The organism is Pseudoalteromonas sp. SG45-3 (genome assembly GCF_014164075.1).
In the GTDB taxonomy this organism is placed as follows: Bacteria; Pseudomonadota; Gammaproteobacteria; order Enterobacterales; family Alteromonadaceae; genus Pseudoalteromonas; species Pseudoalteromonas distincta.
This window is the reverse complement of the sequence record NZ_JACJEN010000014.1, coordinates 55,941-80,450: the sequence shown is the minus strand read 5'-3', so window position 1 is coordinate 80,450 and position 24,510 is coordinate 55,941. Positions and strand designations below refer to the sequence as shown.

Genomic DNA, 24,510 nt, shown 5'->3' with positions numbered 1-24,510 from the left:
AACGCCACTGGTAACAGGGGCGTTGTTTAGTATTGGGAGGAGGCTAATATAGTAACCGAATCGCTTGATTATTTAACGATTTATCCCTATTTGTGGCCCTCTTCATTGAGGGCTTTTTTTTGCTGGTTTAGTCTAAGTAAGCCTTTAGCATCCAAACCAGTTTCTCTTGCTCTGAAATGTAATCGCTCATTAGTGAGGCTGTACCTTCATCGTCTGCATCACCAGCTTGGCTTAAAATATCACGCTGCATGTGAATTAATGTACTGTAACCAGCAAGTAGGTTTTCTACGGCTGTAACACCATCACTAATACCTTTAGCTTCTTTAATTTTACTTACTTCAAGGTAATCAGAAAATGCATGTAGTGGTGCGCCATCTAACGTTAAAATACGTTCTGCAACTTCATCTACTTTTAGAAGTAGCAAGTTATAAATTTCTTCAAACTTAACGTGTAGTTCAAAAAAGTTACGGCCTTTAATATTCCAGTGAAAGCCACGCGCATTCATGTATTGAATCTGGTAGCTACTCAATAATGTATTGAGTGACTTTATGATGCCTTCGCTTTTTGCGCTGTTTAGACCAATTGCGTTTACATGTGACATAACTTGCTCCTGAATAACCGTTTGTTTGTGAACTTGTGATAAGTATTACTAATTTCGATAAATTAGTAAAATCGTTTAAATGTATCTAGTTAATAGTTTTAACCTATTAGCTGTTTTTGATACCTGTACTCACTTTAGACTATTAATAGAAATGGGACTGATTAATAAAAATACTACCCCTCAAAAATAAATAAAACCCAGAAGTATATAAATCATGATCTAAAACAAACTTTATTCAAGGTAATAACTTAGCTATTTTTTTATTGATGTAGGTCAAAAATCATCCACCCTACCGGCGCATAATAATGTTGTCGAAATAATTAGGAGAGATAACATGCATGCAAAAACAGCGAAACAAAATAAAGCAGAGTTAATAGTGGTAGGAATTGCAGTCATCGCATTTGTGCTTGGGCTAGTAGCGCATTTAGCAGGAGCAAGCTTTGCGAACTCAGATTTTTTTGGTTACATTGCGGCGCCCATTCCGCTGATACTGGCTGTGATATTTTTAATTAGTTATAAAATAGCAGCCAATGCTGAGGATTAATCTTTCTCGTTTAAGCACTTTAAAATGTAATCGAGTACTTGGCGCGAGTAAATCATACTGGTATGGCTTAAATGAAACACTTTATGTTCGGCCATACCTTTAAGTTTGGTTTCATCTAGTAATACAGTGCCATCTGACTGGCTACCTTTGACTATTAAAGGCATAAGCCCAATAGGTAAATCCCCTGCGATACTATAAAGCTTAGCTTTAAAAGGCCAATTACCATTTTTAGTAAGCAAAAATTCAACACTATTTTTTAAAAATGATTCAAACCCTTTTTGCTTCATTTTTTGCGCTATATGGCTGCCTTTATGTGGAGTACCCAGTGTAATTACCTTCGTAATATTCTGGCTAGCAGGAGAGTTTGCCTCTAGGTAAGCACGTGCAATCAGCCCTCCCATTGAGTGGCATACAAGCGCTGCAGGTTCGTTAGAAATACACTCATCAATTTGTGCAAATATGGTATCGCGGTGAGGGTCGAGCGTATTATAGGTAATGTTTAATACCGTCATACCCGACTCTTCAAGTCGTGAACAAAGTGGGCGCATAACAAAGCCAGACATATACAAGCCATGTAAAACAATAACGTGTTTAACTTTCATATGCTCCCTAATACCAATTTTATTAAAAACATGATCATCCTAGCGTATTAAATAATCCGCTACCTGCGTTAAAAATTATTTATATAAAACAGCTATATGTCATAATTTTCGCCTTGTTATCGACTTATTTATTTGTCGCTATAATAGATAACTAATTTAATGCAATTGGTATAACTACCGTAATTACATTAACTGTAGCGGTTTTATTTCAATATTGGTTGTATCGGTATTTACCCATACTTCACCATCTTGAATGGAAATGGCGAGCTTAATTCCACGATCAACCAAAGCAGCAAGTGCTTGTGTTGCTGCGTAATCAAGGCTAAAAATACTTAGATTTTTAAATTCATACAATTTAGGTTGATGTTTTTGCCACCAAATTGCTTGATTGTTTTCACCATAAGTATATAGCACCACTTTTTTAGATTTATTACAGGCTTTTTTAAGGCGTTTCTCATCTGGTAAGCCAAGTTCAACCCATAGTTCTATTTCTTCACTATAGCTTACATGCCAAAGTTCAGGCTCATCATCAGCACTTAACCCTTTAGTAAATTCTAAACCATCACAGCTATTTAGCGCAAAAGCGAGTAAGCGAATCATCAACCTTTGGTCGGTTTCTGATGGGTGTTGAGCCAAGGTTAAATTAAAATCTTGATAAACGTGGCGGTCCATATCGCTAAGCGATAACTGCACTTTCATAATGGTGGATTTAAGAGCCATAACAACTAATCTGAAAAAATTTGCGCCAGTATAGCGCAATTAAATGAATTGCCAGTTAAAATAGCGGTTAATTATACGTTAGGAGTTAAAAATGGCTATCCAGTGGTTCCCTGGGCGCTTGTATTAACTTCCGCTGAAATACGTATAAAGCATTTTATTCTAATTTAATCAGTAATTTAAATTTATTTTATTCCGCAACCTTCCTTGCTTTGATTGCTGAATCCGAGTCTTCCAGTACCCCAGTCAGTACCCCCAGTTATAAAATTGCTATATACTCATGTTATTAATTGAATATATGGGTTATGCGAAATATGCGTTTAACTGATCGCAAGATAAAATCAATAGTGGCTACAGGTAAAGAACAAAGCTTCTCAGATGGTAACTGTTTAGTATTGCGCGTTAGAGCAAATGGCACTAAATCTTGGCGGTTTAAATATACAGTTAATAAAAAAGTGACCAAGCTTTCCCTAGGTGCTTATCCTGCTGTTACTCTTGCTGAAGCCAGAAGTGTGGCAGTAAGCTATATGCAGCTTTTAGCTAAAGGTATTGACCCTAAAGAATACGAAAGTACTAAAAAGCTTGAAGCAAGTAGAAAGCTAGCTAATACATTTTTAGCCGCCGCAGAGCTTTGGTTTGAACGAAAACAGCCTACTGTGACACCTCATCACGCAGCTAGGGAATGGCGAACGCTTGAGATGTACATTTTCCCCAAGTTGAAAGACTCGCCTTTAGAAAGCATTACAGCGATTAATACCATTGAAATTCTCAGACCACTGGAGACTGATGGAAAGCACTCCACAATCAAGCGTATTTGCCAAAGCTTAAATCAAATCATGGATTACTCGGTTAATCATGGTTTTATCAATGCCAATCCACTAGCAAAAATTATAAAAGTATTTACTAAAAATACAGTAGAGCATATGGCTACAATAAGGCCTGAAGAGCTACCTAATTTTCTAACGGCTTTGAATAGCTCACAAACAATCCAAAATAAAACCAGGCTTTTAATTTTGTGGCAGTTGCACACAATGACTCGTTCAAAAGAAGCCGCAGGCACTAAGTGGGAAGACATTAATATTGAAGAGGCTGTTTGGATTATTCCAGCTGAAGAAATGAAACGTAGAAGGGCTCACAGAGTACCTTTAACGTCTGCTACTTTGGCAATACTTGAACAAATGAAGCCATTAAGTGGCCATCATGAATATGTATTCCCTAGTGAGCGTAATGAGAAGAGTCATGCAAGTACTTACACGGTTAATGCTGCCATTAAACGCAGTTTAGGCTACAAGAATAAGTTGGTAGCTCATGGCTTGCGCTCAGTTGCTTCTACCGCACTTTATGAAAAAGGTTACGATAGTCTCTTGGTCGAAGCCTGCCTAGCCCATGCTGACGAAAATGAAACAAGAGCAGCATATAACCGCTCTGATTATTTAGAACAACGCAGGCCAATAATGTTGTGGTGGAGTGAGTTTATAGGAAACAATAATATCGATTTTCCTAAACACCTAACTCAATCGAGCTTTACGTAAAACGCATCAAATATCAATTATATCATTTTTATTTATAAGTGATTGTATTTCATCGAGTTTGGTTAGGGATGTATCCTCGCTTATAGAAGTCATTGCATCTAAACCGGCCTTTAATATCTGAATATTACCAATCTCAAGAGCTTGATCTATGACATCAAAAGTTTTCCCTGTTTGTGCTTTTTTGAGTTCAAAAGAATTATCTATTTGTTTAATTAGCACTTCTTTTTGCGCCTTGATTAGCTCTATGTTCTCGGCGGTTCTATTGTCGGAAGCATTCCGTTTTGTTTTTTCAGCTTCTTTAACCTTATCGAAGTCTTTTTTAGCCTCATACATACCAGAGATTGACGATAAAAAGCCTTGAGCTGGAGAAATTGAAGGTTTTTTCATTGGTTATCTTCTTATCATAATAATTTTATATAGAAATAAGCAGTAATGCAGATATTTATATAGAAAGCTAAGTTTACGAGGTTTGTGACATTCGTATCATTTTTAACAGCTGCAAGCCGAAATAATGGTAGCTGGCCAAAAGCTAACAAGCATATGAAAAATATTAAAGCATTTTGGAAGTAAAACAACGCTAAGGCACCTATCGAGGCAGAAGTCAGCATCCCAAAAATTGTTTGCTTTAGTGTTGGCGTTCTTTTAGCTCTATGTTCAGCCTTTATTTTTCCTTGCTGCTTGTATTCGTCGTAACTATCAAGCATCCAGAAAAAGCTTGGGCTATCTGGACCTGGTTTCATATCTTTCAAGTAATGAACTGGAGGCTCTATTACTTGATCTGAGGTGACTTTTTCAATCAGAGGTTTTATCGTCTTGTTAGTTGTATGCTGCGCGTGAGAGATAATCCTTTTTGACTCATCTGTGGGCTCTTGATTTGCAGTGAAAAGGTTGACAGCGAGTAAACGTTTGGCGGCTTTTATAAACAATATTAGAGTGAATTTAGCTCTATCAAGTTCATCCTGATCGAAGTTGTTCTGTAAAAGGGTTGTTAGGGTATTCGTCGCATTTACTAAGTAGGATCGTATTTTCTCTAGTGTTTCTTGAAAAAGTATAACGTGACTATTTAGCGTACTGGCAACCTGAATAGCAGCATCTATCTTTTCTACAGCTTCATTTACTTGATTTCGAAAGCTTTGCGCTTCGGTCAGCTTTTTTTCTGCATGAGAGGCGTATTTAAATGCGCCAATAATAGCTAAGGGAGCTAAAGCAATTCCACCAAGGACCATTGCTCCCCCAGCCATGCCAGCTCCGCCAGCCGTTAAAGCTCCGCCACCAAACCAGGCGATAGTGGCATTTTGGGCAGCTGCACCAGATAGAGCTGCGATACTAGTCCCAGTTGATGCAGCACCATAAGCAGAAACTGCACCTAAAGAACCTAGTGAAAGTGCAGCACCGGACGCAGTCCCTTTGACTCCAGCAGTGAGAGCCTCGTTAGCGGTTATAGTTTGAGCATTCAATTTTGGAACAGATAAGGTTTTAAATGAGTCAATAACATCCTTTGAAACTTTTGTTTCAGAGTTATTTACTTTTTGACACTTTTCAAGTGTTTGTATGGCATTAGGTATTGTTTCAATTGCACTAAAGGTTTTTAAATCAAATAGTTGCTCAACTAACTTATGTGATTGGGTATTAGCCTCGATTAATTTTCTATTGGAACGCCTATGCCTACGTTTAGCATCCGCAACCATTTCTTCTGCTCTATTAGACTTTCTATAAGAGCCAACAATAGGAACTGAGTCAAGGAAGCTCATAATTCATCCTTTATTTTTAGATATAGATTTGAGCCCTCTGACTTTATATATAATGCTTCTTCACACCAATCAATGACTTCCTCAAAAGTATTATCATCATAAACTCCAAGAGTTTTAACAAGCTGCTTAATGATCGATAGCTCTTCTTCATCTATTGAACCATCTGATTTAGCAATTGAATATGCGTCTTTAATTAAGTTCATCGTAAAAGTAGGGTTAGATGTTTTTTTTATGGATAAACAAAGGGAGTTGATGTCTATTTTGGTATTGATTGCTCTATCTTTTAAGGCTGTAAGATCTGCGGCTGAAAGGTTGAGAGATCTACCACATTCAAGTAAAAAATCTAATTCTTCAGGCTCTATAATTGAATCTGCTTTCATGATTGCAATTAAAAAATCTAGATACATATCTAGCTCTGTCATACATTTAGTCCTTTAAGTGTTAATTTCGATCGAGTAGCTGCTGATAATTACATTTGTTATATATAACTTCAACCAGCTAATAATAATATTTAATCTCTTTTTAGAGTGCTGGAGTGTTCTTTCTCAATTAATTGCTCAACTAGCTGACTTAGAGTTACTTTTCTAGTTTTGGCTAACTCGTCTAACTTGTTCTTAATGTCTTCGTGCAGTACTAAGCTGCATGCTTTTTTACCTTGTCGACTGTCACGATGCTTTTTTTGTTGCCATGCTTTATTAAAATCGATAGTAAAAAGTCTTTTAGCTTCAGTCGCTGCGTTCCAGGTGTCATATGCAGCGTATATAGCAAAATACATTTCCTTAGTACTCGTAGCTGAAAGTTGAGAAATCATAGGCTTGGAATTATCCCAATCAATTTTACTAATGTAATCCCAAGCCCAACGACACTGTTCTTCATTGTCTTTCTCTAACCAAGAGAAAGGTTTACGGCTACTAAATATATGACCCCAAATACCTTTTAGGTGCGCTATTAAGTTTAATTTCCATTCTCTAGGTTGACGGACTCGGTCAAAGTAATTTACGACTTCACCAAACCTTTCCTTTGAGTTTGATGGATTGCTTTTTAAATTGTGTTGAGAGTAAAAATGAATGTACTGGGGCTGATGTTCTTGTGTCTGAAGGGCTAATGGATGAGCTGGATATTCTGCATAGCTATTTAAATAGATAGAAGCCCATAGAAAATAGCATGCACGTTCATTATCTTTAATCCAGTCAAATTCATCTAAAGACAATAAGCTCTGCTCAGCTTCAGCTATTAAAGATTGAACCATTTTCTCTTTTTCTTCAGATGTTGCCTCTTTTGATGCAATAACTTGATCAATAATTTTTGCACCTTTTACGGGAGTCTCAAAGTTCAAAGGAAGTTGTTCGCCTTGAAGTTCAAGTATCCGAAAACAGGCTCCAATTAAACGGTTGTCTTTTCCTTCTATTAGGCTCATACCTTTGGATTTGCTCATAATAATAGTCCATTACTAAGTAGTATTTATAGTGGTCTTTAGTGTAACTTGATTGTAAGCTATATAGTAGTTTTATAGTGGTTTATAAGTTGATTTATAGTGGTTTTTTTGTGATTGATATGTATTGTGTGCTATGCTTTATAAGGCTTGCAATGCATTTTCACCTGATTTTTAACTTCAGAGTGATTTTAAATCTACAAAGCAATTGCTCAGTAACGCGTTAATGAAATTTGCCGTCACAAACTAAGCTGGTTTTCTTAGTGTGAATTTCGGTTTGGTAATATTAACTAGAGTTACTAGTAACGAAGTTATTATCACAACAAATACAAATTAAAAAATTACAGCTCAGACACCTGATATGAACTAATACTTATCAGGACAAAGAGAATGAATAATCCAACACAATACCCAGTAACCACCAATCCTACCTACAAGCAATATCAAACACTCGCTAGAGACAATCAGCCTTTAGTTATGCCTTACTTAGATGCTATTGAGAAAGTCATGGTTGCTGTATGTGCTGAACATAGAAGAACGTTTGCTGTCAGAATTGATTTAAAGCTACCTGCTTATTCAAATACAATTGATTTAGATAGCAATAAAGTTTTTACACGATTTATTGCTTCTCTCGAAGCTCAGATTAAAGCCGATACAAAGCGTAAAGTCCGTGAGGGTAAAACACCACACCCATGCAATATTAGGTATATATGGGCTAGGGAGCATAACATTGCTCACCACCAACATTATCATTGTGTTTTGTTTTTCAATAAGGATCGGTATCACTGTACAGGTAAAATAAATGGAGAGAGTAATAACCTGTTTACTCGAATAGTTAAGGCCTGGGCGAGTGCGTTGAGCTTACCATTAGATGAAATGATGCAATTAGTTCACTTGACTGAAAATGCACATTACTACCTTAATGCTAATAGCCCCACTTTCACTCAAGACTTCCATACCCTTTATTATCGACTAAGTTACTTCGCTAAGCTTAATACTAAGCAATACGGATTAGGACAGCGGTGTTTTGGTTATAGTCAGAAATAGGCACTAAACAAAGAGGGTATATATGCTTGCAGTAAATTTATATACCCCTCTTGTCTTTATTAAAAAAAATGTAACGTGGTATGATTTAATGTAATAATTTAACTTTAATACAAGGACTAGTATGAAACATATCGTACGCTTGGCACTTTTATGTTCTTTCCCTTTCTCTGTGCTAGCAGAACCATTAACTGTAGACTCTTCGCAAGCCAAGCAGTATGAGGGCAAACAAGTAAGAGTGTGTGGTGAATTAATCCAACTCCGAGATTTTAAAAAAGGTATATACTTAAATCTTGATGATAACTATCCAAACAGTTCTATTACGTTTGTTATTTGGGATAGCATGTTGCCAAAAATTGAGAGTAAACTGGGAGAAATGCCTTCTCTTAAAAATAAACAGGTTTGTGGAACGGGCACTGTCGACTCTTACAAAGGCAATCTAAGGATGAATATTAATAGCCGTTACAACCTTGAGGTATTGTCTACTGATTAGACTAGGTACTCATAACTCAGCTTAACGAGGTTTTGAGACCTTCAACTAGTTAAATAAGCTTAAACCCTTATTATATAAGGGCTGGCAAGTTCCCAAAATACCATTATGAGAACCTAAAAAATAAACGGTGTTATTACACTTTAAAAGAGTGCTCTATATGAGCACTCGTATTTTACTAATCAAACAAACTAGCAATGCCAGCAACTAATCCACCAGCTACCGCCAAAGGGATTGTAACAGGCGCAGATACAACGCCTGCACCAATTACTATTGCGCCAGATGTAAGCGCTCCAGCGGCTGCACCGGAGCCTATAGCCACGGCTGTTCTGCTTACGCTAGCATCATTACTGCCGGTTATCTGTTTAGATAGCTCATTACCAACCAAGCCGCACGAAACAGCTTTATCTAAAGACATAATACCTTCCTTTTAGTTAAGTAAAACAAGCGCCAGAATGACGCTAATAAGGGTTATAACTCTAGTTCTTCAAAGTCTTTATCTATTTCCTCCTGTGTTATGCCTATATAACGAAGTGTTGTTGCTTCGGAGCTATGGCGAAGCATTTTCATTACCCGGGCGATGTCGTGGGTTTTCTGATACAAGTGATAACCGCGTGTTTTACGCATTGAGTGAGTACCTAAATGAATATTTAGTTCTTCACCAACGAGCGCAAATGCTTTTGTAACCGCTCTACGAGATAGCGGTTTAGGCTTTGAGTTAATTGCTTGTTGATTTCGGTATGATTGAAATAAGTAGATGTGGTGTGGATGAGTCAGTTTGATTTCGTTGATTAAGGTAAGCGCCTTATCATTTAGCTTTATTTCAGCTAATTTCGAGGTCTTTGACTCGTAAATAATCAACCTATCATTGTTTATGTCAGTGAACTTCACCGCAAGTAAGTCAGATATTCTAAGTGCGAGGTTTAAGCCAATATTCCATATTTGACTCATTTGCCTTGAGCTGCGCTTTTCTAGTAAATAGCTAACGAGCCTGACTGTATCAAGATCTTTAACTGCTTGTACTTCAGCCATAAAACCCCCAGTTATTCAGTCGTAACCGTAACCTGATAACAACCTGTGTTGTAGTACTCAACAAAGTTTGAAATGAACAAGGCTAACAACTCTTTACCTTCTTTAGCATTCAACCAACCAGCTAAAAAGTGATAAACCTGTTTAATGCTAAAGCACACATCAACTTCTTTTATTAGTTCAGGGGTATGACGGCCCTGATATGAAAAGTCAGTAATATAAACAAGCTGCCAGCTGGTGGCCTGTTTTTCTAACCTAACCTCTACAGGGTGAAAGCCTCCAGCTTCAGGGCTGTAATCTGGATCTCTAAAGTTAAGCGTAACCGCTTTAGCTACTCCTACAGAATCACCTCCCTCAATAACCGCACTTAAAATCACATCAATAAAAGAGTCAGGTACTTTAAGGCCTGATATTTGTTCTATTTTTAACGCCATATTTATCTCCTTTTAAATTAAGCCATGCTCAGCGAATGAATACGTGTTCTCGCCAATGATGATGTGATCAAGCACAGATACATCAATTAGGTTAAGTGCCTGTTGAAGTTTGGTAGTAATAAGCTTGTCTGCTTGAGATGGGGTGGTAACGCCCGAAGGGTGGTTGTGAGCCAGGATGACGGACGCAGCATTAAGCTCTAGCACCTCTTTAACGACTTCTCTAGGGTAAACACTAGCTGCATTAATAGTGCCTCTAAATAGCTCTTTAAACTCCAGTATGCGGTTTTGGCTATCTAAAAACAGTACGGCAAATACTTCATGTTCATGTATCGCTAATTTATGTTTTAAGTACTCTTCGCAATCATTAGGACTATTCAATACGCCATCTCTAAACTGCTTCTTAGCGATGATATACGCAGCGGCTTCAAGTATCTGGGCATCATTTACGGGGTGTTTAAATTCATAAAACGACTGTTTACCTTGCATTGTAAATTCCTCTTAAGTGGTTCATGCAAGTTAGTGATGTATATGTTTAAGTTTTTTGTTTGAGGGCATAAAAAAATACTGATCCAGGAAAGGTTATGAACTAATAACCAACCGGAGAAATTCCATGCGTTTAATCAAACTAAAAGAAGTTATACAAAAAACATCACTTGGCCATTCAAGTATTTATAAGTTTATTTCTGAAGGCACATTCCCAAAGCAAGTATCGTTGGGTGCAAAATCTGTAGCTTGGCTTGAGTCAGAAGTGGATGATTGGATAATGGAGAGAATAGGTGAGCGTGAGAGTTAATATCTTAATTTTAGCACTGAAATTGAGGGCTAATTGAATTCAATCAAAGAGAGGTTAATTGTGTAATCTTTTTGTTGGGATAACTGAGTCAATTCTTGCCTAATTACTAGTAGTTGGTAATATGATACAGCAATGTATAAATGTCCAACAAAGCTCAAATCTAGCAATATGATAGATAGCGAAACCTCCTAAGTTTGATATATTTTGGGCCGATTCGAAATGCACGTTGTAGATGTCGAAGTATAGAAACATGCATTTGGGTGATGCTTCATAGTTAAGTTTTATTTATGAAAGCATGAACTAACCATCAAATTTTAGCAGTAAAGTAATAATTAATGAAAACGAATTTAGAATTGCTTCAAATAGCAGAAGAATTAATTTTACCTCTAGTTACCCCCCACGTTCCTGAAGGAACTGAGATTCAAGCAGTAGTTGAGCAATGGATTCATGCAATCGCGACAGATAGTCAGTTTTATTCCAACCCCGAGGTAGCTAGAGCTGAAGATATAAAGAAGCAGGTTGTATTGTTACTTCAAAAAAGCAGTGTTTTTGTAGATCAAAAAAGTTTTTTCAATCTTGTTTTTGAAAATGTGAAGTTAAAGCCTTCTAATCAGGCTTCATTTAAATTCATTGATTTATTTGCAGGTATTGGAGGTGTAAGACTTGGGTTTCAAGCTGCTGGAGGGCAATGTGTATTTTCTTCGGAGTATGATAAGTCAGCTCAAAAAACTTATAAACGAAACCATGGTGAAATGCCATTTGGTGATATAACTAATATTCCTGAGATATCAATACCTGAACATGATGTCTTACTTGCCGGCTTCCCGTGTCAGCCGTTTTCACACGCGGGGGTTTCTGCTCGTACAGCTGTTGGGAAGGAGCATGGGTTTTTATGCGATGTACAAGGGACATTATTTTTTGACGTATTAAGAGTTATAGAGAGCAAACGTCCAAAAGTGGTTTTCTTGGAAAATGTCAGAAATCTTGAAAGGCATGATGAAGGTCGTACATTTAAAACCATAAAAGACAGTATTGAAAATAGCGGTTATCACTTTTCATATAAAATTATTGATTCTAGCTCTTTAGTGCCTCAAAGGCGCGTCAGATGCTATATGGTAGGTATTCGAAAAGATATAGGAAAGCCTTTTGAGTTTCCAGAGTTTATTGGGGAATCACTACCACTCAAATCTATACTTGAAGAAAACGTTGATGAAATCTATACCATTTCAGATAAGCTATGGCAGGGCCATATTAATAGAACTAAAAGAAATATAGAGCGTGGCACTGGTTTTACAGCACATACAGCTGATTTAAATAAGCCTTCTAATACAATTGTTGCTCGGTATGGTAAAGATGGAAAAGAATGTTTAATCCCACAGCAAAATAAAAACCCTAGGATGCTTACTTTGAGAGAGTGCGCTAGGCTTCAAGGCTTTCCTGAGGAGTTTGAAGCGTCTCAATATCGAACTCCAGCATATAAGCAGTTTGGAAACTCAGTTGTAGTTCCAGTTATCGAAAAATTAGCGAAGAAGATCAAAACGGATGTGCTATGAAATTTCAAAATTATTGTAATGAGATTGATGATGAACAAAAAATAATAGCCGAAGAGTCGCTACTATTTACTTATACAAATACTAAGAATGAAGCATTTAGTATTTCGCCTGAAAATATAAAGTTATTTTTAACTTTTATATTGAGCAACTTCGATAGAGTTCATGATGCTTGGGAGCTAGTACCCACACGTAAAGATGAAATAAATAAGTACGAAGAAAAGTCATATAGACAAATATATAAATCAGCTGACTCGGAAGAGCTCAAAACTATTTCTTCAGCAGGTCGCAGTCAAACGAAGGCTTTAACAAAGTTAATTTCAAAATTAGTTTCTTATCTTACAGCAAGTGAATATGTGATACCTGAAGTAAATACTTTTTTCACACCAGATGATATTTCTAAAGCATTAAGAAATTGGGACGACTTATACTCAAAAAGTATTTTAGTACATAGGCAAAATATTCATAACACTAGAATTAAATTTTACAATTGGATGATAAGGAAAAACTTATCTGAGCGCACTGCAAAATCATATTCAGGTCCAGGAATTAGCTATACAGATAAATACATAGAGTCTATTGGATTTAAGCAATCTTCACTGTATTTATGTTCAGAAAGTGAGGTTTTAGAGGCTATTGATTTGCTTAAAAATAATGCTGAATGGCTGGCTTCAGATAAATCGGGTAATTCAATGTATAGTTCTGCATGCCGTAAATTTGCAGAATTTCTGAAAGAGCAGAATAATGTAAGCGTACTACCTAAGCCTTTCCTCCTTCTAGCGGGTATATCAGGAACGGGTAAAACTCGCTTTGTCAGAGAGCAGGCGGAGCTAACAGGCTCATTAGCAGATACTTACTGCTTAACATCTGTGCGACCTGACTGGCATGAGCCTAGTGATTTACTGGGGTATGTGTCTCGCTTAAGTGGGAGTGCTGAGTTTGTAGTAACGGATGTACTTAAGTTTATTGCTAAAGCATGGCGTGAAATACTTGATAAAGATATTTCATTATCAGTAAATGAAAAGCTTTTGTGCCTTCAAGGTGGCAAATCAGATATTGATGCTATAAAACCATATTGGCTTTGCTTGGATGAAATGAATTTAGCGCCTGTTGAACAGTACTTTGCGGATTACTTATCAGTCATTGAAACAAGGAGTTGGGCTTGGGATGAAGATGATTTTCAATACTCGTGTGACCCATTGTTAAAAGCTACTACAATTCAATCAATCGATAATATAGAAAAGCTACGTGAGGAACTAGGGTTTGCGGATGCGAATTATGATGATGCGTGGCAACATATTTGTGAATATGGTTTAAGTATTCCATTTAACTTGATAGTTGCTGGCACAGTAAATATGGATGAAACTACCCACGGTTTTTCTCGTAAAGTAATAGACCGAGCGCTAAGTTTTGATTTTGGCGACTTTTTCCCTAACGATTTCGATAATTATTTTGCACCTACAACCACCAATAAGGCATTGAGTTACCCTATTTACTCTGATGCACGGACTAGTACCGATAAACTCCCTAAAATCGACATAGATGGTCGTAAAAGCATCGCATTTATTAATGCAATAAATAACGTATTAGCACATACGCAATTTAAGCTTGCATACAGAGCGCTTAACGAGCTGCTATTAGCAGTTATAAGTAGCGAACCCAAAGAAGAGGTTGACTTAAAAGCGGTATGGGATGACTTTTTAATGTGTAAGGTTTTACCCCGTATTGAAGGTGATACCGAGAAGCTTGCTGCAATTGGATCTGTCGATATATCGATATTGAAACAATTGGAAGGAATTCTTGAAAGTGAATTTGGTAGCTTTTGGAATGAATTACCTGGCTCAGATAAAGCAAGACCTGATTTGTATCGTGAAAATGTAGATGGCGATAAATTAATTCATATTGCTTGCCGGAGCAAAGAAAAAATAAAATGGATGGAAGATAGGTTAACAACATTTGGTTTTACAAGTTTTTGGCCTTAATTAAACTGGATGGAGTGCTAAGGAATGCAAGAGCTTTTATATCTGCAATCATCACAGTTTGAATTATCTATCTGGACGAACGATATTTTTAAACGAAAACAGGTTTACCAAGCCACGTTTGGTAAACGCAATATCGCTTGTTCAGAGCTTGAAACACTCGCTACAGAATCGATTTATCCTATAAAGTTCTCCCCTTCTTTAGATGTTGATGCGTTAGTAGTAGATAAAAAAGAATATGAAGCGACTAATCACACTAATAGCATAGGTATTACCGAGCCTATTTTTTTTGAAAATACACAATATCAATTTGAATGGGAGTTTAGCTCTGAAGTTGAAAGTGCTTATTTATCTCACCGTAGCCGAAACATTAATGATAGCTTTCGCTTTAAAAGAGCGAGCTTAACTTCTTCAGCTCGATTAACAGGTACACTAAATACGGGGAATGATGTTGGTTGGATGCGTTTGCCGCTTGAGTTTATTGCAGGTGGAAAGGTATTTAAAAGTAATATTTCCTTTGAAGTACTACCAACAAAAATGGATATGCATAGCGATTTACCTGCTATGTATAAAATGATTGATAAAGAATTTCCACTATGGCGCTTTAGCTTACTTGAAAAAACAGAACAGAATGCTTCTAAGAGCCAGCAAAGAGGTCACTTTCCTCTGCTGTGGCTTGCTAACTTTAATAATTTACGCAAACGGTTTGAAGATGGTCTTAAGGTTATTACTCAGGCTCCGCACAGTCGCTTACAGTCATATGTTTCATATTCAAAAGCCGATAGGTTGAAAGGGCGCTTACCCCAACGTTTAAGTGAAAAGGTTAAAGAAGATATAAAAAGTAAGCAGTTCGCTAAGCGGTATAAAGTTGAAAAAAGGCAGCTTAGTTTAAATACACCTGAAAACCGTTTTATAAAAATGGTGGTTACAAATAGTAAAAAGTGTATTGCCAAATTTGAAAATAAACTAAGGGAAGCAAATAAAGCACCAGATAAGCAACGCCTTTCAAATAGCTTTTTAAATGAATTACAAGAGTGGCAAAAACCTTTACAAAAAACACTAAATCAGAGCTTTTTTAAAGAGGTAAGCACGTATAAAGGGCTTAATAGCGAATCTTTAGTTTTGCAGCAAAAAACGGGCTATAGTGCTGTGTATCGTGTGTGGCAAGAATTAAAATACTATTTGGATGTGTTTGAAGAACAATCAAGCGTATCAATGAAGTCTGTCGCTGAAATATACGAAGTGTGGTGCTTTTTAGAGATTCGAAATATTTTAATAAATGAACTGCGCTTTAAAGATAAAACAAAAAAGCTAAACAATTTACAGTTAAACGACTTTTTAGAGTATCAATTAAAAGACGGCTTTGCAGGTGCGTTTGAATTTGAGCGTGAGGATGGTCTAAAAGCAAGATTAGCACACGAGCCAAGGTTTACTAAAAAGGGTAAGCCTATTAAGTCTTATTTAGTTAGCCAAGAGCCAGATATTGTACTTGAGGTAACTTTACCCAAGCCCAACTCTAAGCGATTTATTTGGATATTTGATGCTAAATACCGCATTAAAACGAAGCAAGGCCGCTATGATGAAGATAATATTGAAACAACAGACTTTGTGCCTGATGATGCTATAAATCAAATGCACCGCTACAGAGATGCGTTAATTCATATAACTAAAGAAAGCCAATCAGACAGCATAAGCAAGAGCAGACCCATATTTGGTGCATTTTCTTTGTACCCTGGCTACTTTAAACAAGAGGCTAACCCACAAAGCAACCCCTATGACGAAGCTATTCATGAAATAGGTATAGGTGCGTTTGCATTTTTACCAAGTGCTGATGGAAAAAATGGTACTTATTGGCTTGCTGAGTTTTTACGTAAACAGTTGGGTGATGGGAATAATAGCTATGTTAAAAACTCTAAGGAGATAGAAGAGAGTTTATATATTCAAGAAGCAGCCCGAATTCCATATGCAGGTATGAAGCAGATGCTATATCCTGATTTGGTTTTTACAGCCGCTTTAGGTGGGCTAGCAGGGCGAGAGAAAAGTTATTTTGAGCGCTTCGAAAATGGCTTAGCATCTTGGTATCACACCCCATTAGCTACTTTCAATTCAGCCACAAAAAAATCAAACCTTAATGTATTAAAGGAAATTAGGTACTTAGCTATTGCCTCTACGAGTGCTATTAACTCTCGAACTAAATCTATAAAAAAAGTTTGGCCTGTAATTGGTTGTCAAATAGTAGCGCGAAGTAGTTTAACTATTGAGCAAGCAGGTAAAGTGAAATCTGGTGCTGAAGAATGTGTTTTGTTTAAGCTTGGAAAACCCCTTACTCTTAGCTCTCCGGTTGAGTCTGTACCGCATAGGCCAATAGATAGGACTATGAAGCTTACTACGTTGTCTAATCTTGAAAAGGTATCTGTATTTAAAGAGGTTGAGAAAGCTTATTCCCAAACGTTAAACTGATTTTGGTGGCTAGATACTCGGTAATTGAAGCTTTAATTTAAAAAGAGCCATAAGCTATCTAGGTCTATGCTTGCCAAGCGACAATTTTAGGTGATTTTTCTTTTTTATAACTGAGCAATACTTCAAATATATTGAAGGGGTTTATCCCTTCAAGCTCACTAAGTTCTCTAACATTATTATCAAATCTTTTGTCTATAAAAACGTTTTCAGATGAGTAGTTGAATTTTTCAGCAGGTAACTTGAATAAGTTCTTTGTTTTAACTGAATTATCGTTATCTAAATACCTAATCTTAACGTGAATATTTTTAGAAGGTTCATAGTTTAATTGTTTTTTTAACTCTTGAAGCATTGAAGGAATGTCATTTACTTCAATATTACTTTTAGCTTCGGTCAAGTTGCATTCATCAATTTTCCACGCCAGGTTTTCATGATATTCAAGAGGTAATACCGTCACTATAAGTCCTGTATATGAATCTTGAATGGCAACAAAGAAATCTTCATCTATTTCACTGTATAAAAGCCAATGCTTTTTGTTAAAGACACGTTCGCTACCTATATCAACAGCCAAACCCAAGTCTATTATGTCAGCGATATTATTGCTTGTTAGCCTCGTTCTTTCATTTATTCTTTTAATTGCATGCTCTGAAAAGTAAGTAAATCTATGCATCATTGTGTTCATTTTCTTTTCTCTTAATTTATTAAACATTATTGATGTTTACTTAAACTTCTCCTTTTCGCGAAAATTAACATTTAAGGTTAATTATTTTGGCGAATTTAAGTTGCTACTCTCCCTTTAAAAAGTTGAAATAAATTTATTTAAAAAAAATTGTTAATTTTGCCATATCCAGTTGGTTTCTATTTATAAGCAAGTAAACAAGCCTAGAAATACTTCATAGGTAATTAATAAATAGAGAGCACATTATGACTTATCAACAAATAACAGACAAAAAAGACTGGGTTGCTAAACCACTTAATCGTAAAGGTGATTTAAATAGTTGGATTGAGAGAATGGCGAAAGCATGCCCAAACCCTGAACTTGGTCAGGTAGTTTGGTTAAACAACGATAGAAATTCTGTAGGGTACAAAGCCATAGCATTTAAAAGAAATGGAGATGCAATTTGGCAGCGTGGTCAAGTTGTATGGCACTAAACCTCTGGAATATGAAAGAAATAACATTCTAAAACTAAAATACTTAAGTTTGTTTGGTATTATCATTATTAATTAAAAAATATGTAATAAAACTCAGGCTAAAGTATGGAAGTTGATAACAAAAAATTGGCAAAATATATGTTATTAATTAAAAAGATAACAAATTGGAAAGTTAGAGACTTAGGGCACAAAAACTTAATTGAAGATATTGTTCAAGAAACATTTATCAAACTCTTTAAGCAAGGCTTTTTAGAAAAAAGTAGCCTTGACACTGAGGACGAACAAAAAATGGCGACTGCCTATATAAAGCAAACGGTTAATTCATGTTACATGGACCTGCTTGCATCTCTAGGTATTAATAGGCGCCTAACGAAGACCGAAAGATTAAACTCAGATAGTAAATATGAAAACATCAAAAATGATCATATTGATGATGTTAATGAAAATGAGTTAACACTTGTTGAAACTGAATCGCCAGACCAGCAGCTTTTTGTAAAAGAGGCATACCAGTGGATTAAAAACTGTTACTTATCATTATTAGATAAAGTTAGTGATCAAAATAGAAAAACATTTTTTGAAGCTGCTTTCTGGCAGTTTAACGATTATGACATGCCATTAAAGGCTTTAGCTGAACACCTTGGTTATGGCTCAAGCAATCCTACACAAGAATTAAAGCGGTTTGTTGAAAAAGTATCTCTGTGTACTCAACCTCATGGTGTTATTGTTAATAACCCTCATGAACAAATTCAATTTTTACGTGAACAGATGGAAAACTCAAAGGCTCATTCATGAAACAAGAAGATATCACTAAACAAATTGTAGCCTTACATGAAGAAGACGTGCTTAATAAAATGATAAATGATGTTAACGCCGAGCTGGGAAACGGGATCCCTATATTCCTCCAACAAGAGATTAATGCTTGTCTTAATAAAATCAATGATGAGAAAGTTACCAACAACGAAAGTGTTGTATCTTTTAAACCTAAGAGAAAATCATCAACATATACCTTTGCAGAAACAGAGTTACTTGCAGCTTCTGGGCAATCCTTGGCAGATTGGTTTTCTCAACCATTAAGTTTTGGTGGCGCTGGTTTTGTTTTAGATATCAGAAAAGTAATAGGATCAGAAGATGAAGTTGATTTATACCTAATATCGAATCAAGCAGACAATTCAAAAATGAAACAGTCTTTATCTTCTTATCTTGGTAAGACTTTAAATATTTGTATATCTAACGATGGAACTAACCTATTAACGGCAGCTTTATATGTCGATGAATCAGGGCTTGAAGCTGAAGGTAGCGGACACTTAAATAAGGTTGATGGTAACGTTGTTAAAGGAAAGATCAGTATTGAAGTAATTATTGAATAATGGCAATAAAATATAAGGATATATCAATGATTCATATACTAACTAGCACCACTACCATATTAAAAGTAGGGGTTCGACCTCAAGAAAGTCGAATTGGGGATTCAAACGTTAAAGCTGCTTTAAGTTTAAAGCTCAAGCAGACATTAACCGATGAATCCTTCATTGAACAGCAGGGCTACCTTCAATCATCTGCAATAGCAGCATATATTTCGTTAAATAAATTAGATCAACATTCTCGCTTTAGAGCTAACGTAAATTTATTTGCATGTAACAACAAAGCATTCAACTTTACTCAAGGTAGTTCAAGTAGTGGTTTAGGTTTTGCTCTAGCTTGTTTTGATGCATGGTGGCGATTAAAACTCAATAAAAATAGTCACTTTGAACATCCCATATTTGCAACAGGTGAAGTATTAACTTCTGGTCAAATCAACTCAATTGCTCAGATAACTGAAAAAATAGAATCTGTTTGTAATTATGTTGAAGAAAACAAAGATAATATCCCTAAGTTTTATTTCTGTTATCCAGCGAGTAATGATGAAGAAATTTCAGCATCACTTAAAGAGCGTCTATTAGAAATAAATGGGCAATTAATAGCTTCAAATAGGTTACAGGAAACTTTAGGAGAGTTGTTAGGTAAACATTATGACGGAGATTCGTTAGGCCGCTGGGTTCCTTTTAAAGGGTTAAGTAGTTTTGATTATGAAGACAGTGTACGTTTTTTTGGTCGCGATAAAGACGTAGAGCGTATTTATAATGATATCGAACATAATAGCGGCCTATTGATCGTTTCCGGAGCCAGTGGTACGGGAAAATCTTCACTAATCAGAGCAGGATTAATTCCAAAGCTAGAAAAAGAATATGGGTCTTTATTCTGGGTATCATGTACACCAAGCTCTTTAAGTCTTTCTCAAGGGATATTAAGCTTTATATTCGAACAACTTATTCAAGCTTGGGATATCCCTTGCCAAAATGTTAATGAAATAATTGAAACTTTTAATACATCAAAAAATGATGGAATTAGTTTCTTTCAGAAGTTTTTAACTAACCAGTCTATTCATTGCTTAATTTACTTAGATCAATATGAAGAAGTATTTAGTCAAAGTGATCAAGCTATCAGTGTAATTGCTAATGAACTGAGCATTATCGATTTATTAGCGAAATCATTAACTCCTTTAAATATAGTATTGGCTGTAAGAAATGAATATTTAGGACGTTTATTAGATAGCCAAGCTCTTCGTTCTCCTATTATTTCAAATGTTGCCTCACAACTAACTGCAAAAGAGTGGCAATCAATAGTGCACGACCAAGCACTGTTTTCTGGTATTTATTTTGAGCAGAGTGATAATCATTATCAGGGCTTAGATCTACTTATTATAGAAGAAGCCATTCAAGTGCCGTTTGCATTACCAATGGTAAGTTTTTTGTTAGAGCAACTTTATATTAAGGCATCAGAAGAAGATCCAACATCAAGCCTACTTTTATATAAACATTACGAAGAGCTAGGTGGACTTTCAGGTGCAATTGCATATAGAGCTTCAAAGGTAATAGAAGATAATGCTCCCTCTGATGCTTTGGTATCAAAATTCTTTGACTTTTTTGTCGGTATTAACCCTGAAGGATTACCTTTTGCAAGACAAGTTGTTTTACCTGAAATCGAAGAAATAGATCAAGAGCTTTATAGGCTAGTTGGTGCATTTGTTAATAGTAACTTAGTTACCAATATTAGTAATAAAGAACATAAACCTGTAGTTAAACTGGCACATGACAGTCTATTCAGTCACTGGAAAGAGCTAAAGGAATGGATTGAAAACTCAAAAGAATACCTTTTGTGGCGTTATAGCATAGATGGTTCTTATGCTCGTTGGCACAAAGCGCCAAAAAACCATAAAAACTACTTAATTAAAGATAACCAGTTACTTAAAGAAGGTAAACAATATCAAAAGTTATTAATTATTTTTGATCGTAAGCTAGATGACTATATAACCTTATCTTTAAAAGCTAAAAATCAAAAAAACTATACATTTTTCTTTATTTTTATTGTCTTACCCGTTCTTTCAATCGGCTCATATCAATGGGATAAAAACCGAATTAAAACTCATTATTATTCTGCTATCGGTGAAAAATGGAGTGTACCTTTTGGTATTAATGAATTAACAGATGAGCAAGTAAAGCATAGAACTTTTAGTTACCGCATGGATTATCAAGGCGGTGTTCTAAAGCGCTTAGCTCATGTGAATAGTTTTAATACCTTAACTATTGATGAGTCGAAGAATAATACAGCGCTTTGGGAGTATAAATTTTCAACTGATGGCATGATTCAATCAATTGTTGCTAAAGATCAAACAAAGAAAGTAATTGGAACAACCAATTTTCAATTTGATGACAAAGAAAGGGCTATTGCCGATTTAAGTTCTAAATTTGGAAAAAAGAACTTTAAACAGAAAACGAGAAACCTTAAATTTCTCCCGTATTTTAAGCAAAATAATAATTCGTTAAATTTCACCAACTCTGATGTATCTCAGCATTTACTTACATATTCAATAGATGGCTACCTAATAAAGAAGGAATTTCAAAATGCCTATGGCACTAAAAAGCCTGCTAGAAATCAATATTATGGGGTGAAGTATGAGCACGATCAGAATGGTCAAATAAAACTAGAATATTATATCGATAATCATGGCAGTCTTACTTCTGGTGATAGCAATATTGCTAAAGTTAAATATGAATATGACCATTTTGGCAATATCTTAAGTAAAGAAGTATCAGATAAAAATGATCATGGCGGTTCTATTCAGTTCAGTTTTGATGAGTGGGGGAATCAAAAAGAAAAGAGCTATCACGATAAATTAGGGGCACCAGTAAGCGATAATGGTATAGCAAAAATATCTAACGATATCGATCAAAGAGGGAATATTACTAAAACTTATTTGTTTGATATTAAAGGTAACCTGAAAGAGTCACCATTTAGTATAGCTATAAAAGAAATGGAATATGACCTTAGTGGTAGGTTAAGTAAAATTTCATTCTTAAATTCTATGTATCGACCCGTTAATAATAGAGAAGGCTATGCAAAGCAAGTCATTAGTTATGATGCCCAAGGTCGTATTCTAGAGGCTTTTCACTATGGTGAGAACTTAAAGCCTACACCTAATGAATTGGGATGTACTTTAGTTAAGCGAACTTATAATGAAAATTCTGAAATATTAACGGATGCTTGTTTAGATAAGAATGAAAAACCAACGTTAGATATTCAAAATGTTGCTAAATATGTTATGGCGTATAACCAATGGGGCTTTAAGAAGCAACTCACTATGCTTGGGGAAGATAACCGATTAACGTTAAATAGTGATGGCTTTGCCAAGGTCGTTTTTGAAACTGATATGAGAGGAAATAATCTTTCTGAGTCTTATTTTGGTATCGATGGAAAACCCATAAGGATAGGAGGGGATGCCGTAAAAAATACGTATAAATACGATGATCAAGGTAATGTTATAGAACAATCATTTTGGGATGAGTTAGGGAATCTAACAGAAATAGATGGCTTGGCAGTATTAAAAAATGATTATGATGATTTAGGAAGACAGACCCAAGAGTATTACCTTAATAAAATGGGGCAAGCTACCATCCATAAGGGAATGAATTACTATAAGAAAACAACTAAATACTCGACAAAAGGAGACTATGTAGCATCGATTAATTATTTCGATGTTGAAGGTAATATCCTTGATCTTATGTCTCGACCAACTGAAAAAAATGCCTATCCAATTGAAAGTAAGAATACCAAAATTACTACATCCCCTAAAAGTGCAAAGGTTTTTATTGATAATAAGTTTGTTGGACTAACCCCGCTTCATAAACATATACCTACAGGTAAGCATGAGTTAAGAATTGTTAAAGAGGGCTATCTAGAAACAACGAGCACTATTAATATCTTGAAAGATGAAGATCATTATTCAAGTTTTAGTTTGTCCATTACTCCTGAGCCTGAAGCTTTTAATGTTCAATTCCTGCAGGAAAAAGCAAAAGAAGGAGATAGGCGATCTCAATCTCAGCTAGGTGACCATTATAGTTTCACTAAAAAAGATTATGAACTTGCAAAAATTTGGTATGAAAAAGCAGCTGATAATGGCTCAACCGGAGCAATGCATCAACTTGGGCTTTTATATATTTGGAGTGAAAATACTAGGAAAAAGGGAGTATATTGGCTAGAGCAAGCTGCAAATGCGGGAGTTGTGCAATCTCAGTATGTTTTGGGGTATGAGTATCTTACAGGTACAAAAATATCCATGAATGATGTCGAGGCATTTAAATGGCTCACAATTGCAGCAAATAAAGGTTATACACCAGCTCAATATGAATTGGGACGTATGTATAATTATGGCTGGGGTATAGTTAAAAATAGTTCAAAAGCATTTAAGTGGTATCAAAATGCGGCTAATAGCGGGCATGCATATGCATGTGGAGCGCTAGCGAACTTATACAGAAATGGCGAAAGTGTAGAAAAAAATCTCTCAAAAGCTTTTTATTGGGATATGTTGGCTACAGAGCTGGGTAATGAAGCATCATATTATCGAGTAGGGGAAGCTTATTTGGGTGGTTCAGGAGTAAATAAAGATACCAAAAAAGCGGTTTTATGGTTGGAGAAAGCATTTCAAACTAAAGATAAGTTAATAAGTTATGGTGCTGCTGGTATGTTGGGTCTGATTTATCAAAATGGTTTAGGGATATCATCTGATTTTGAAAAGGCTGTCTTTTTTTTTAGTAAGGGGCTTGAAAGTGGCGATTTTACTTCAGCATTTCCGTTAGCTTACATGTATCTCCAAGGACATGGTATTGAAGTCAATTATACTAAAGCAGTGGAACTATTTAAAATTTCTCATAGCAATGGTGATAAAAGAGCTACACAGTGGTTAACTCAAAATGGTGAAATATAACCTTTTGAGTTCGAAATAAGTTTACTAAATAGACTCAGCTGAAAAGTCGCAGAAAAAATTAATTTTTGTTAATTTATAAGAAAACGATCCGTTTAACATTTA

Annotated in this window: 24 protein-coding genes; 12 read left to right on the top strand and 12 right to left on the bottom strand. The window is 35.7% G+C overall.

The annotated features are described in order from the left end of the window. Positions 1 to 127: 127 nt before the first annotated feature. A complete protein-coding gene (locus tag H5126_RS15140; RefSeq protein ID WP_182720772.1) occupies positions 128 to 601 on the bottom strand; it encodes a Dps family protein in 474 nt (157 codons plus the stop codon). Positions 602 to 935: 334 nt separating this feature from the next. Between H5126_RS15140 and H5126_RS15135 the strand changes: the two genes are divergently transcribed. Next, on the top strand, positions 936 to 1,145 hold the full coding sequence (locus tag H5126_RS15135; protein ID WP_024597139.1) for a hypothetical protein: 210 nt from the start codon (positions 936 to 938) through the stop codon (positions 1,143 to 1,145). Here the strand turns inward: H5126_RS15135 and H5126_RS15130 are convergent. Further along, positions 1,142 to 1,747, bottom strand: coding sequence for an alpha/beta fold hydrolase (locus H5126_RS15130; protein ID WP_004334986.1), 606 nt, complete (start codon positions 1,745 to 1,747; stop codon positions 1,142 to 1,144). The two genes, H5126_RS15135 and H5126_RS15130, sit on opposite strands and share 4 nt — an antisense overlap. Positions 1,748 to 1,930: 183 nt before the next feature. After that, entirely contained in the window at positions 1,931 to 2,467 is a 537-nt protein-coding gene (locus tag H5126_RS15125; RefSeq protein WP_024597137.1) for a YaeQ family protein, read from the bottom strand. A 311-nt stretch (positions 2,468 to 2,778) separates the two neighbouring features. Between H5126_RS15125 and H5126_RS15120 the strand changes: the two genes are divergently transcribed. Then, positions 2,779 to 3,996 carry a tyrosine-type recombinase/integrase gene (locus H5126_RS15120; protein ID WP_182720773.1) on the top strand — a complete coding sequence of 406 codons (1,218 nt, stop codon included), beginning with the start codon at positions 2,779 to 2,781 and terminating at the stop codon, positions 3,994 to 3,996. A 6-nt stretch (positions 3,997 to 4,002) separates the two neighbouring features. Here the strand turns inward: H5126_RS15120 and H5126_RS15115 are convergent, their stop codons facing one another. The 4 genes from H5126_RS15115 to H5126_RS15100 form a co-directional block, all read right to left on the bottom strand. Further along, positions 4,003 to 4,383, bottom strand: a complete 381-nt coding sequence (locus H5126_RS15115; protein WP_182720774.1) for a hypothetical protein — start codon at positions 4,381 to 4,383, stop codon at positions 4,003 to 4,005. A gap of 14 nt (positions 4,384 to 4,397) precedes the next feature. Beyond that, positions 4,398 to 5,747, bottom strand: a complete 1,350-nt coding sequence (locus H5126_RS15110; protein WP_182720775.1) for a hypothetical protein — start codon at positions 5,745 to 5,747, stop codon at positions 4,398 to 4,400. Then, entirely contained in the window at positions 5,744 to 6,169 is a 426-nt protein-coding gene (locus H5126_RS15105) for a TerB family tellurite resistance protein (protein WP_182720776.1), read from the bottom strand. Before H5126_RS15105 ends, H5126_RS15110 begins: the two co-directional genes overlap by 4 nt. Before the next feature lie 89 nt (positions 6,170 to 6,258). Further along, positions 6,259 to 7,182 (bottom strand): hypothetical protein, encoded by a 924-nt coding sequence (locus tag H5126_RS15100; protein ID WP_182720777.1) that lies wholly within the window; start codon positions 7,180 to 7,182, stop codon positions 6,259 to 6,261. Between the two features lie 387 nt (positions 7,183 to 7,569). Between H5126_RS15100 and H5126_RS15095 the strand changes: the two genes are divergently transcribed. Together H5126_RS15095 and H5126_RS15090 are read left to right on the top strand one after the other, a co-directional pair. Beyond that, positions 7,570 to 8,226: an inovirus Gp2 family protein gene (locus H5126_RS15095; protein ID WP_182720778.1), complete on the top strand. Its 657-nt coding sequence runs from the start codon at positions 7,570 to 7,572 to the stop codon at positions 8,224 to 8,226. A 121-nt stretch (positions 8,227 to 8,347) separates the two neighbouring features. Then, positions 8,348 to 8,716 (top strand): hypothetical protein, encoded by a 369-nt coding sequence (locus H5126_RS15090; protein ID WP_182720779.1) that lies wholly within the window; start codon positions 8,348 to 8,350, stop codon positions 8,714 to 8,716. A gap of 175 nt (positions 8,717 to 8,891) precedes the next feature. On the opposite strand, the gene H5126_RS15085 is transcribed toward H5126_RS15090, so the two are convergent. Genes H5126_RS15085 through radC form a run of 4 tightly spaced genes read right to left on the bottom strand, consistent with a single transcriptional unit; the run spans position 8,892 to position 10,662 of the window. After that, complete coding sequence (locus H5126_RS15085; protein ID WP_182720780.1) at positions 8,892 to 9,131, bottom strand: hypothetical protein; 240 nt, start codon at positions 9,129 to 9,131, stop codon at positions 8,892 to 8,894. Positions 9,132 to 9,184: 53 nt separating this feature from the next. Beyond that, a complete protein-coding gene (locus H5126_RS15080; RefSeq protein WP_182720781.1) occupies positions 9,185 to 9,745 on the bottom strand; it encodes a tyrosine-type recombinase/integrase in 561 nt (186 codons plus the stop codon). A gap of 11 nt (positions 9,746 to 9,756) precedes the next feature. Beyond that, positions 9,757 to 10,176, bottom strand: coding sequence for a DUF2787 domain-containing protein (locus H5126_RS15075; RefSeq protein ID WP_182720782.1), 420 nt, complete (start codon positions 10,174 to 10,176; stop codon positions 9,757 to 9,759). Positions 10,177 to 10,188: 12 nt separating this feature from the next. Beyond that, positions 10,189 to 10,662, bottom strand: coding sequence for a DNA repair protein RadC (radC, locus tag H5126_RS15070; RefSeq protein ID WP_182720783.1), 474 nt, complete (start codon positions 10,660 to 10,662; stop codon positions 10,189 to 10,191). A 124-nt stretch (positions 10,663 to 10,786) separates the two neighbouring features. Between radC and H5126_RS15065 the strand changes: the two genes are divergently transcribed. The 4 genes from H5126_RS15065 (at position 10,787) to H5126_RS15050 (ending at position 16,958) form a co-directional block, all read left to right on the top strand. After that, positions 10,787 to 10,969 (top strand): AlpA family transcriptional regulator, encoded by a 183-nt coding sequence (locus H5126_RS15065; protein ID WP_182720784.1) that lies wholly within the window; start codon positions 10,787 to 10,789, stop codon positions 10,967 to 10,969. A 335-nt stretch (positions 10,970 to 11,304) separates the two neighbouring features. Next, a complete protein-coding gene (gene dcm / locus H5126_RS15060) occupies positions 11,305 to 12,522 on the top strand; it encodes a DNA (cytosine-5-)-methyltransferase (RefSeq protein ID WP_182720785.1) in 1,218 nt (405 codons plus the stop codon). Next, entirely contained in the window at positions 12,519 to 14,501 is a 1,983-nt protein-coding gene (locus H5126_RS21390; RefSeq protein WP_220491474.1) for an McrB family protein, read from the top strand. The genes dcm and H5126_RS21390 overlap by 4 nt, the downstream gene beginning before the upstream one ends. Positions 14,502 to 14,525: 24 nt before the next feature. Beyond that, complete coding sequence (locus H5126_RS15050) at positions 14,526 to 16,958, top strand: restriction endonuclease-like protein (protein WP_182720786.1); 2,433 nt, start codon at positions 14,526 to 14,528, stop codon at positions 16,956 to 16,958. A 64-nt stretch (positions 16,959 to 17,022) separates the two neighbouring features. Here H5126_RS15050 and H5126_RS15045 read toward each other — a convergent pair whose 3' ends face one another. Next, positions 17,023 to 17,664: a hypothetical protein gene (locus H5126_RS15045; RefSeq protein WP_182720787.1), complete on the bottom strand. Its 642-nt coding sequence runs from the start codon at positions 17,662 to 17,664 to the stop codon at positions 17,023 to 17,025. A 215-nt stretch (positions 17,665 to 17,879) separates the two neighbouring features. Here H5126_RS15045 and H5126_RS15040 point away from each other — a divergent pair, with 215 nt between their 5' ends. From H5126_RS15040 to H5126_RS15025, 4 genes are all read left to right on the top strand, one after another. Next, the gene (locus tag H5126_RS15040) at positions 17,880 to 18,107 is read left to right on the top strand and encodes a hypothetical protein (protein ID WP_182720788.1); all 228 of its coding nucleotides are present in this window, start codon (positions 17,880 to 17,882) and stop codon (positions 18,105 to 18,107) included. Positions 18,108 to 18,212: 105 nt separating this feature from the next. Further along, a complete protein-coding gene (locus tag H5126_RS15035) occupies positions 18,213 to 18,899 on the top strand; it encodes an RNA polymerase sigma factor (RefSeq protein WP_182720789.1) in 687 nt (228 codons plus the stop codon). Further along, positions 18,896 to 19,474 carry a hypothetical protein gene (locus tag H5126_RS15030; protein ID WP_182720790.1) on the top strand — a complete coding sequence of 193 codons (579 nt, stop codon included), beginning with the start codon at positions 18,896 to 18,898 and terminating at the stop codon, positions 19,472 to 19,474. The genes H5126_RS15035 and H5126_RS15030 overlap by 4 nt, the downstream gene beginning before the upstream one ends. Before the next feature lie 26 nt (positions 19,475 to 19,500). Beyond that, positions 19,501 to 24,408 carry a PEGA domain-containing protein gene (locus tag H5126_RS15025; RefSeq protein ID WP_182720791.1) on the top strand — a complete coding sequence of 1,636 codons (4,908 nt, stop codon included), beginning with the start codon at positions 19,501 to 19,503 and terminating at the stop codon, positions 24,406 to 24,408. Positions 24,409 to 24,510 lie beyond the last annotated feature (102 nt).

Coding starts and splice junctions, on each gene's coding strand:
- H5126_RS15140 (WP_182720772.1), bottom strand. CDS start 601: ATGTCACATGTAAACGCAATTGGTCTAAACAGCGCAAAAAGCGAAGGC.
- H5126_RS15135 (WP_024597139.1), top strand. CDS start 936: ATGCATGCAAAAACAGCGAAACAAAATAAAGCAGAGTTAATAGTGGTA.
- H5126_RS15130 (WP_004334986.1), bottom strand. CDS start 1,747: ATGAAAGTTAAACACGTTATTGTTTTACATGGCTTGTATATGTCTGGC.
- H5126_RS15125 (WP_024597137.1), bottom strand. CDS start 2,467: ATGGCTCTTAAATCCACCATTATGAAAGTGCAGTTATCGCTTAGCGAT.
- H5126_RS15120 (WP_182720773.1), top strand. CDS start 2,779: ATGCGTTTAACTGATCGCAAGATAAAATCAATAGTGGCTACAGGTAAA.
- H5126_RS15115 (WP_182720774.1), bottom strand. CDS start 4,383: ATGAAAAAACCTTCAATTTCTCCAGCTCAAGGCTTTTTATCGTCAATC.
- H5126_RS15110 (WP_182720775.1), bottom strand. CDS start 5,747: ATGAGCTTCCTTGACTCAGTTCCTATTGTTGGCTCTTATAGAAAGTCT.
- H5126_RS15105 (WP_182720776.1), bottom strand. CDS start 6,169: ATGACAGAGCTAGATATGTATCTAGATTTTTTAATTGCAATCATGAAA.
- H5126_RS15100 (WP_182720777.1), bottom strand. CDS start 7,182: ATGAGCAAATCCAAAGGTATGAGCCTAATAGAAGGAAAAGACAACCGT.
- H5126_RS15095 (WP_182720778.1), top strand. CDS start 7,570: ATGAATAATCCAACACAATACCCAGTAACCACCAATCCTACCTACAAG.
- H5126_RS15090 (WP_182720779.1), top strand. CDS start 8,348: ATGAAACATATCGTACGCTTGGCACTTTTATGTTCTTTCCCTTTCTCT.
- H5126_RS15085 (WP_182720780.1), bottom strand. CDS start 9,131: ATGTCTTTAGATAAAGCTGTTTCGTGCGGCTTGGTTGGTAATGAGCTA.
- H5126_RS15080 (WP_182720781.1), bottom strand. CDS start 9,745: ATGGCTGAAGTACAAGCAGTTAAAGATCTTGATACAGTCAGGCTCGTT.
- H5126_RS15075 (WP_182720782.1), bottom strand. CDS start 10,176: ATGGCGTTAAAAATAGAACAAATATCAGGCCTTAAAGTACCTGACTCT.
- radC (WP_182720783.1), bottom strand. CDS start 10,662: ATGCAAGGTAAACAGTCGTTTTATGAATTTAAACACCCCGTAAATGAT.
- H5126_RS15065 (WP_182720784.1), top strand. CDS start 10,787: ATGCGTTTAATCAAACTAAAAGAAGTTATACAAAAAACATCACTTGGC.
- dcm (WP_182720785.1), top strand. CDS start 11,305: ATGAAAACGAATTTAGAATTGCTTCAAATAGCAGAAGAATTAATTTTA.
- H5126_RS21390 (WP_220491474.1), top strand. CDS start 12,519: ATGAAATTTCAAAATTATTGTAATGAGATTGATGATGAACAAAAAATA.
- H5126_RS15050 (WP_182720786.1), top strand. CDS start 14,526: ATGCAAGAGCTTTTATATCTGCAATCATCACAGTTTGAATTATCTATC.
- H5126_RS15045 (WP_182720787.1), bottom strand. CDS start 17,664: ATGTTTAATAAATTAAGAGAAAAGAAAATGAACACAATGATGCATAGA.
- H5126_RS15040 (WP_182720788.1), top strand. CDS start 17,880: ATGACTTATCAACAAATAACAGACAAAAAAGACTGGGTTGCTAAACCA.
- H5126_RS15035 (WP_182720789.1), top strand. CDS start 18,213: ATGGAAGTTGATAACAAAAAATTGGCAAAATATATGTTATTAATTAAA.
- H5126_RS15030 (WP_182720790.1), top strand. CDS start 18,896: ATGAAACAAGAAGATATCACTAAACAAATTGTAGCCTTACATGAAGAA.
- H5126_RS15025 (WP_182720791.1), top strand. CDS start 19,501: ATGATTCATATACTAACTAGCACCACTACCATATTAAAAGTAGGGGTT.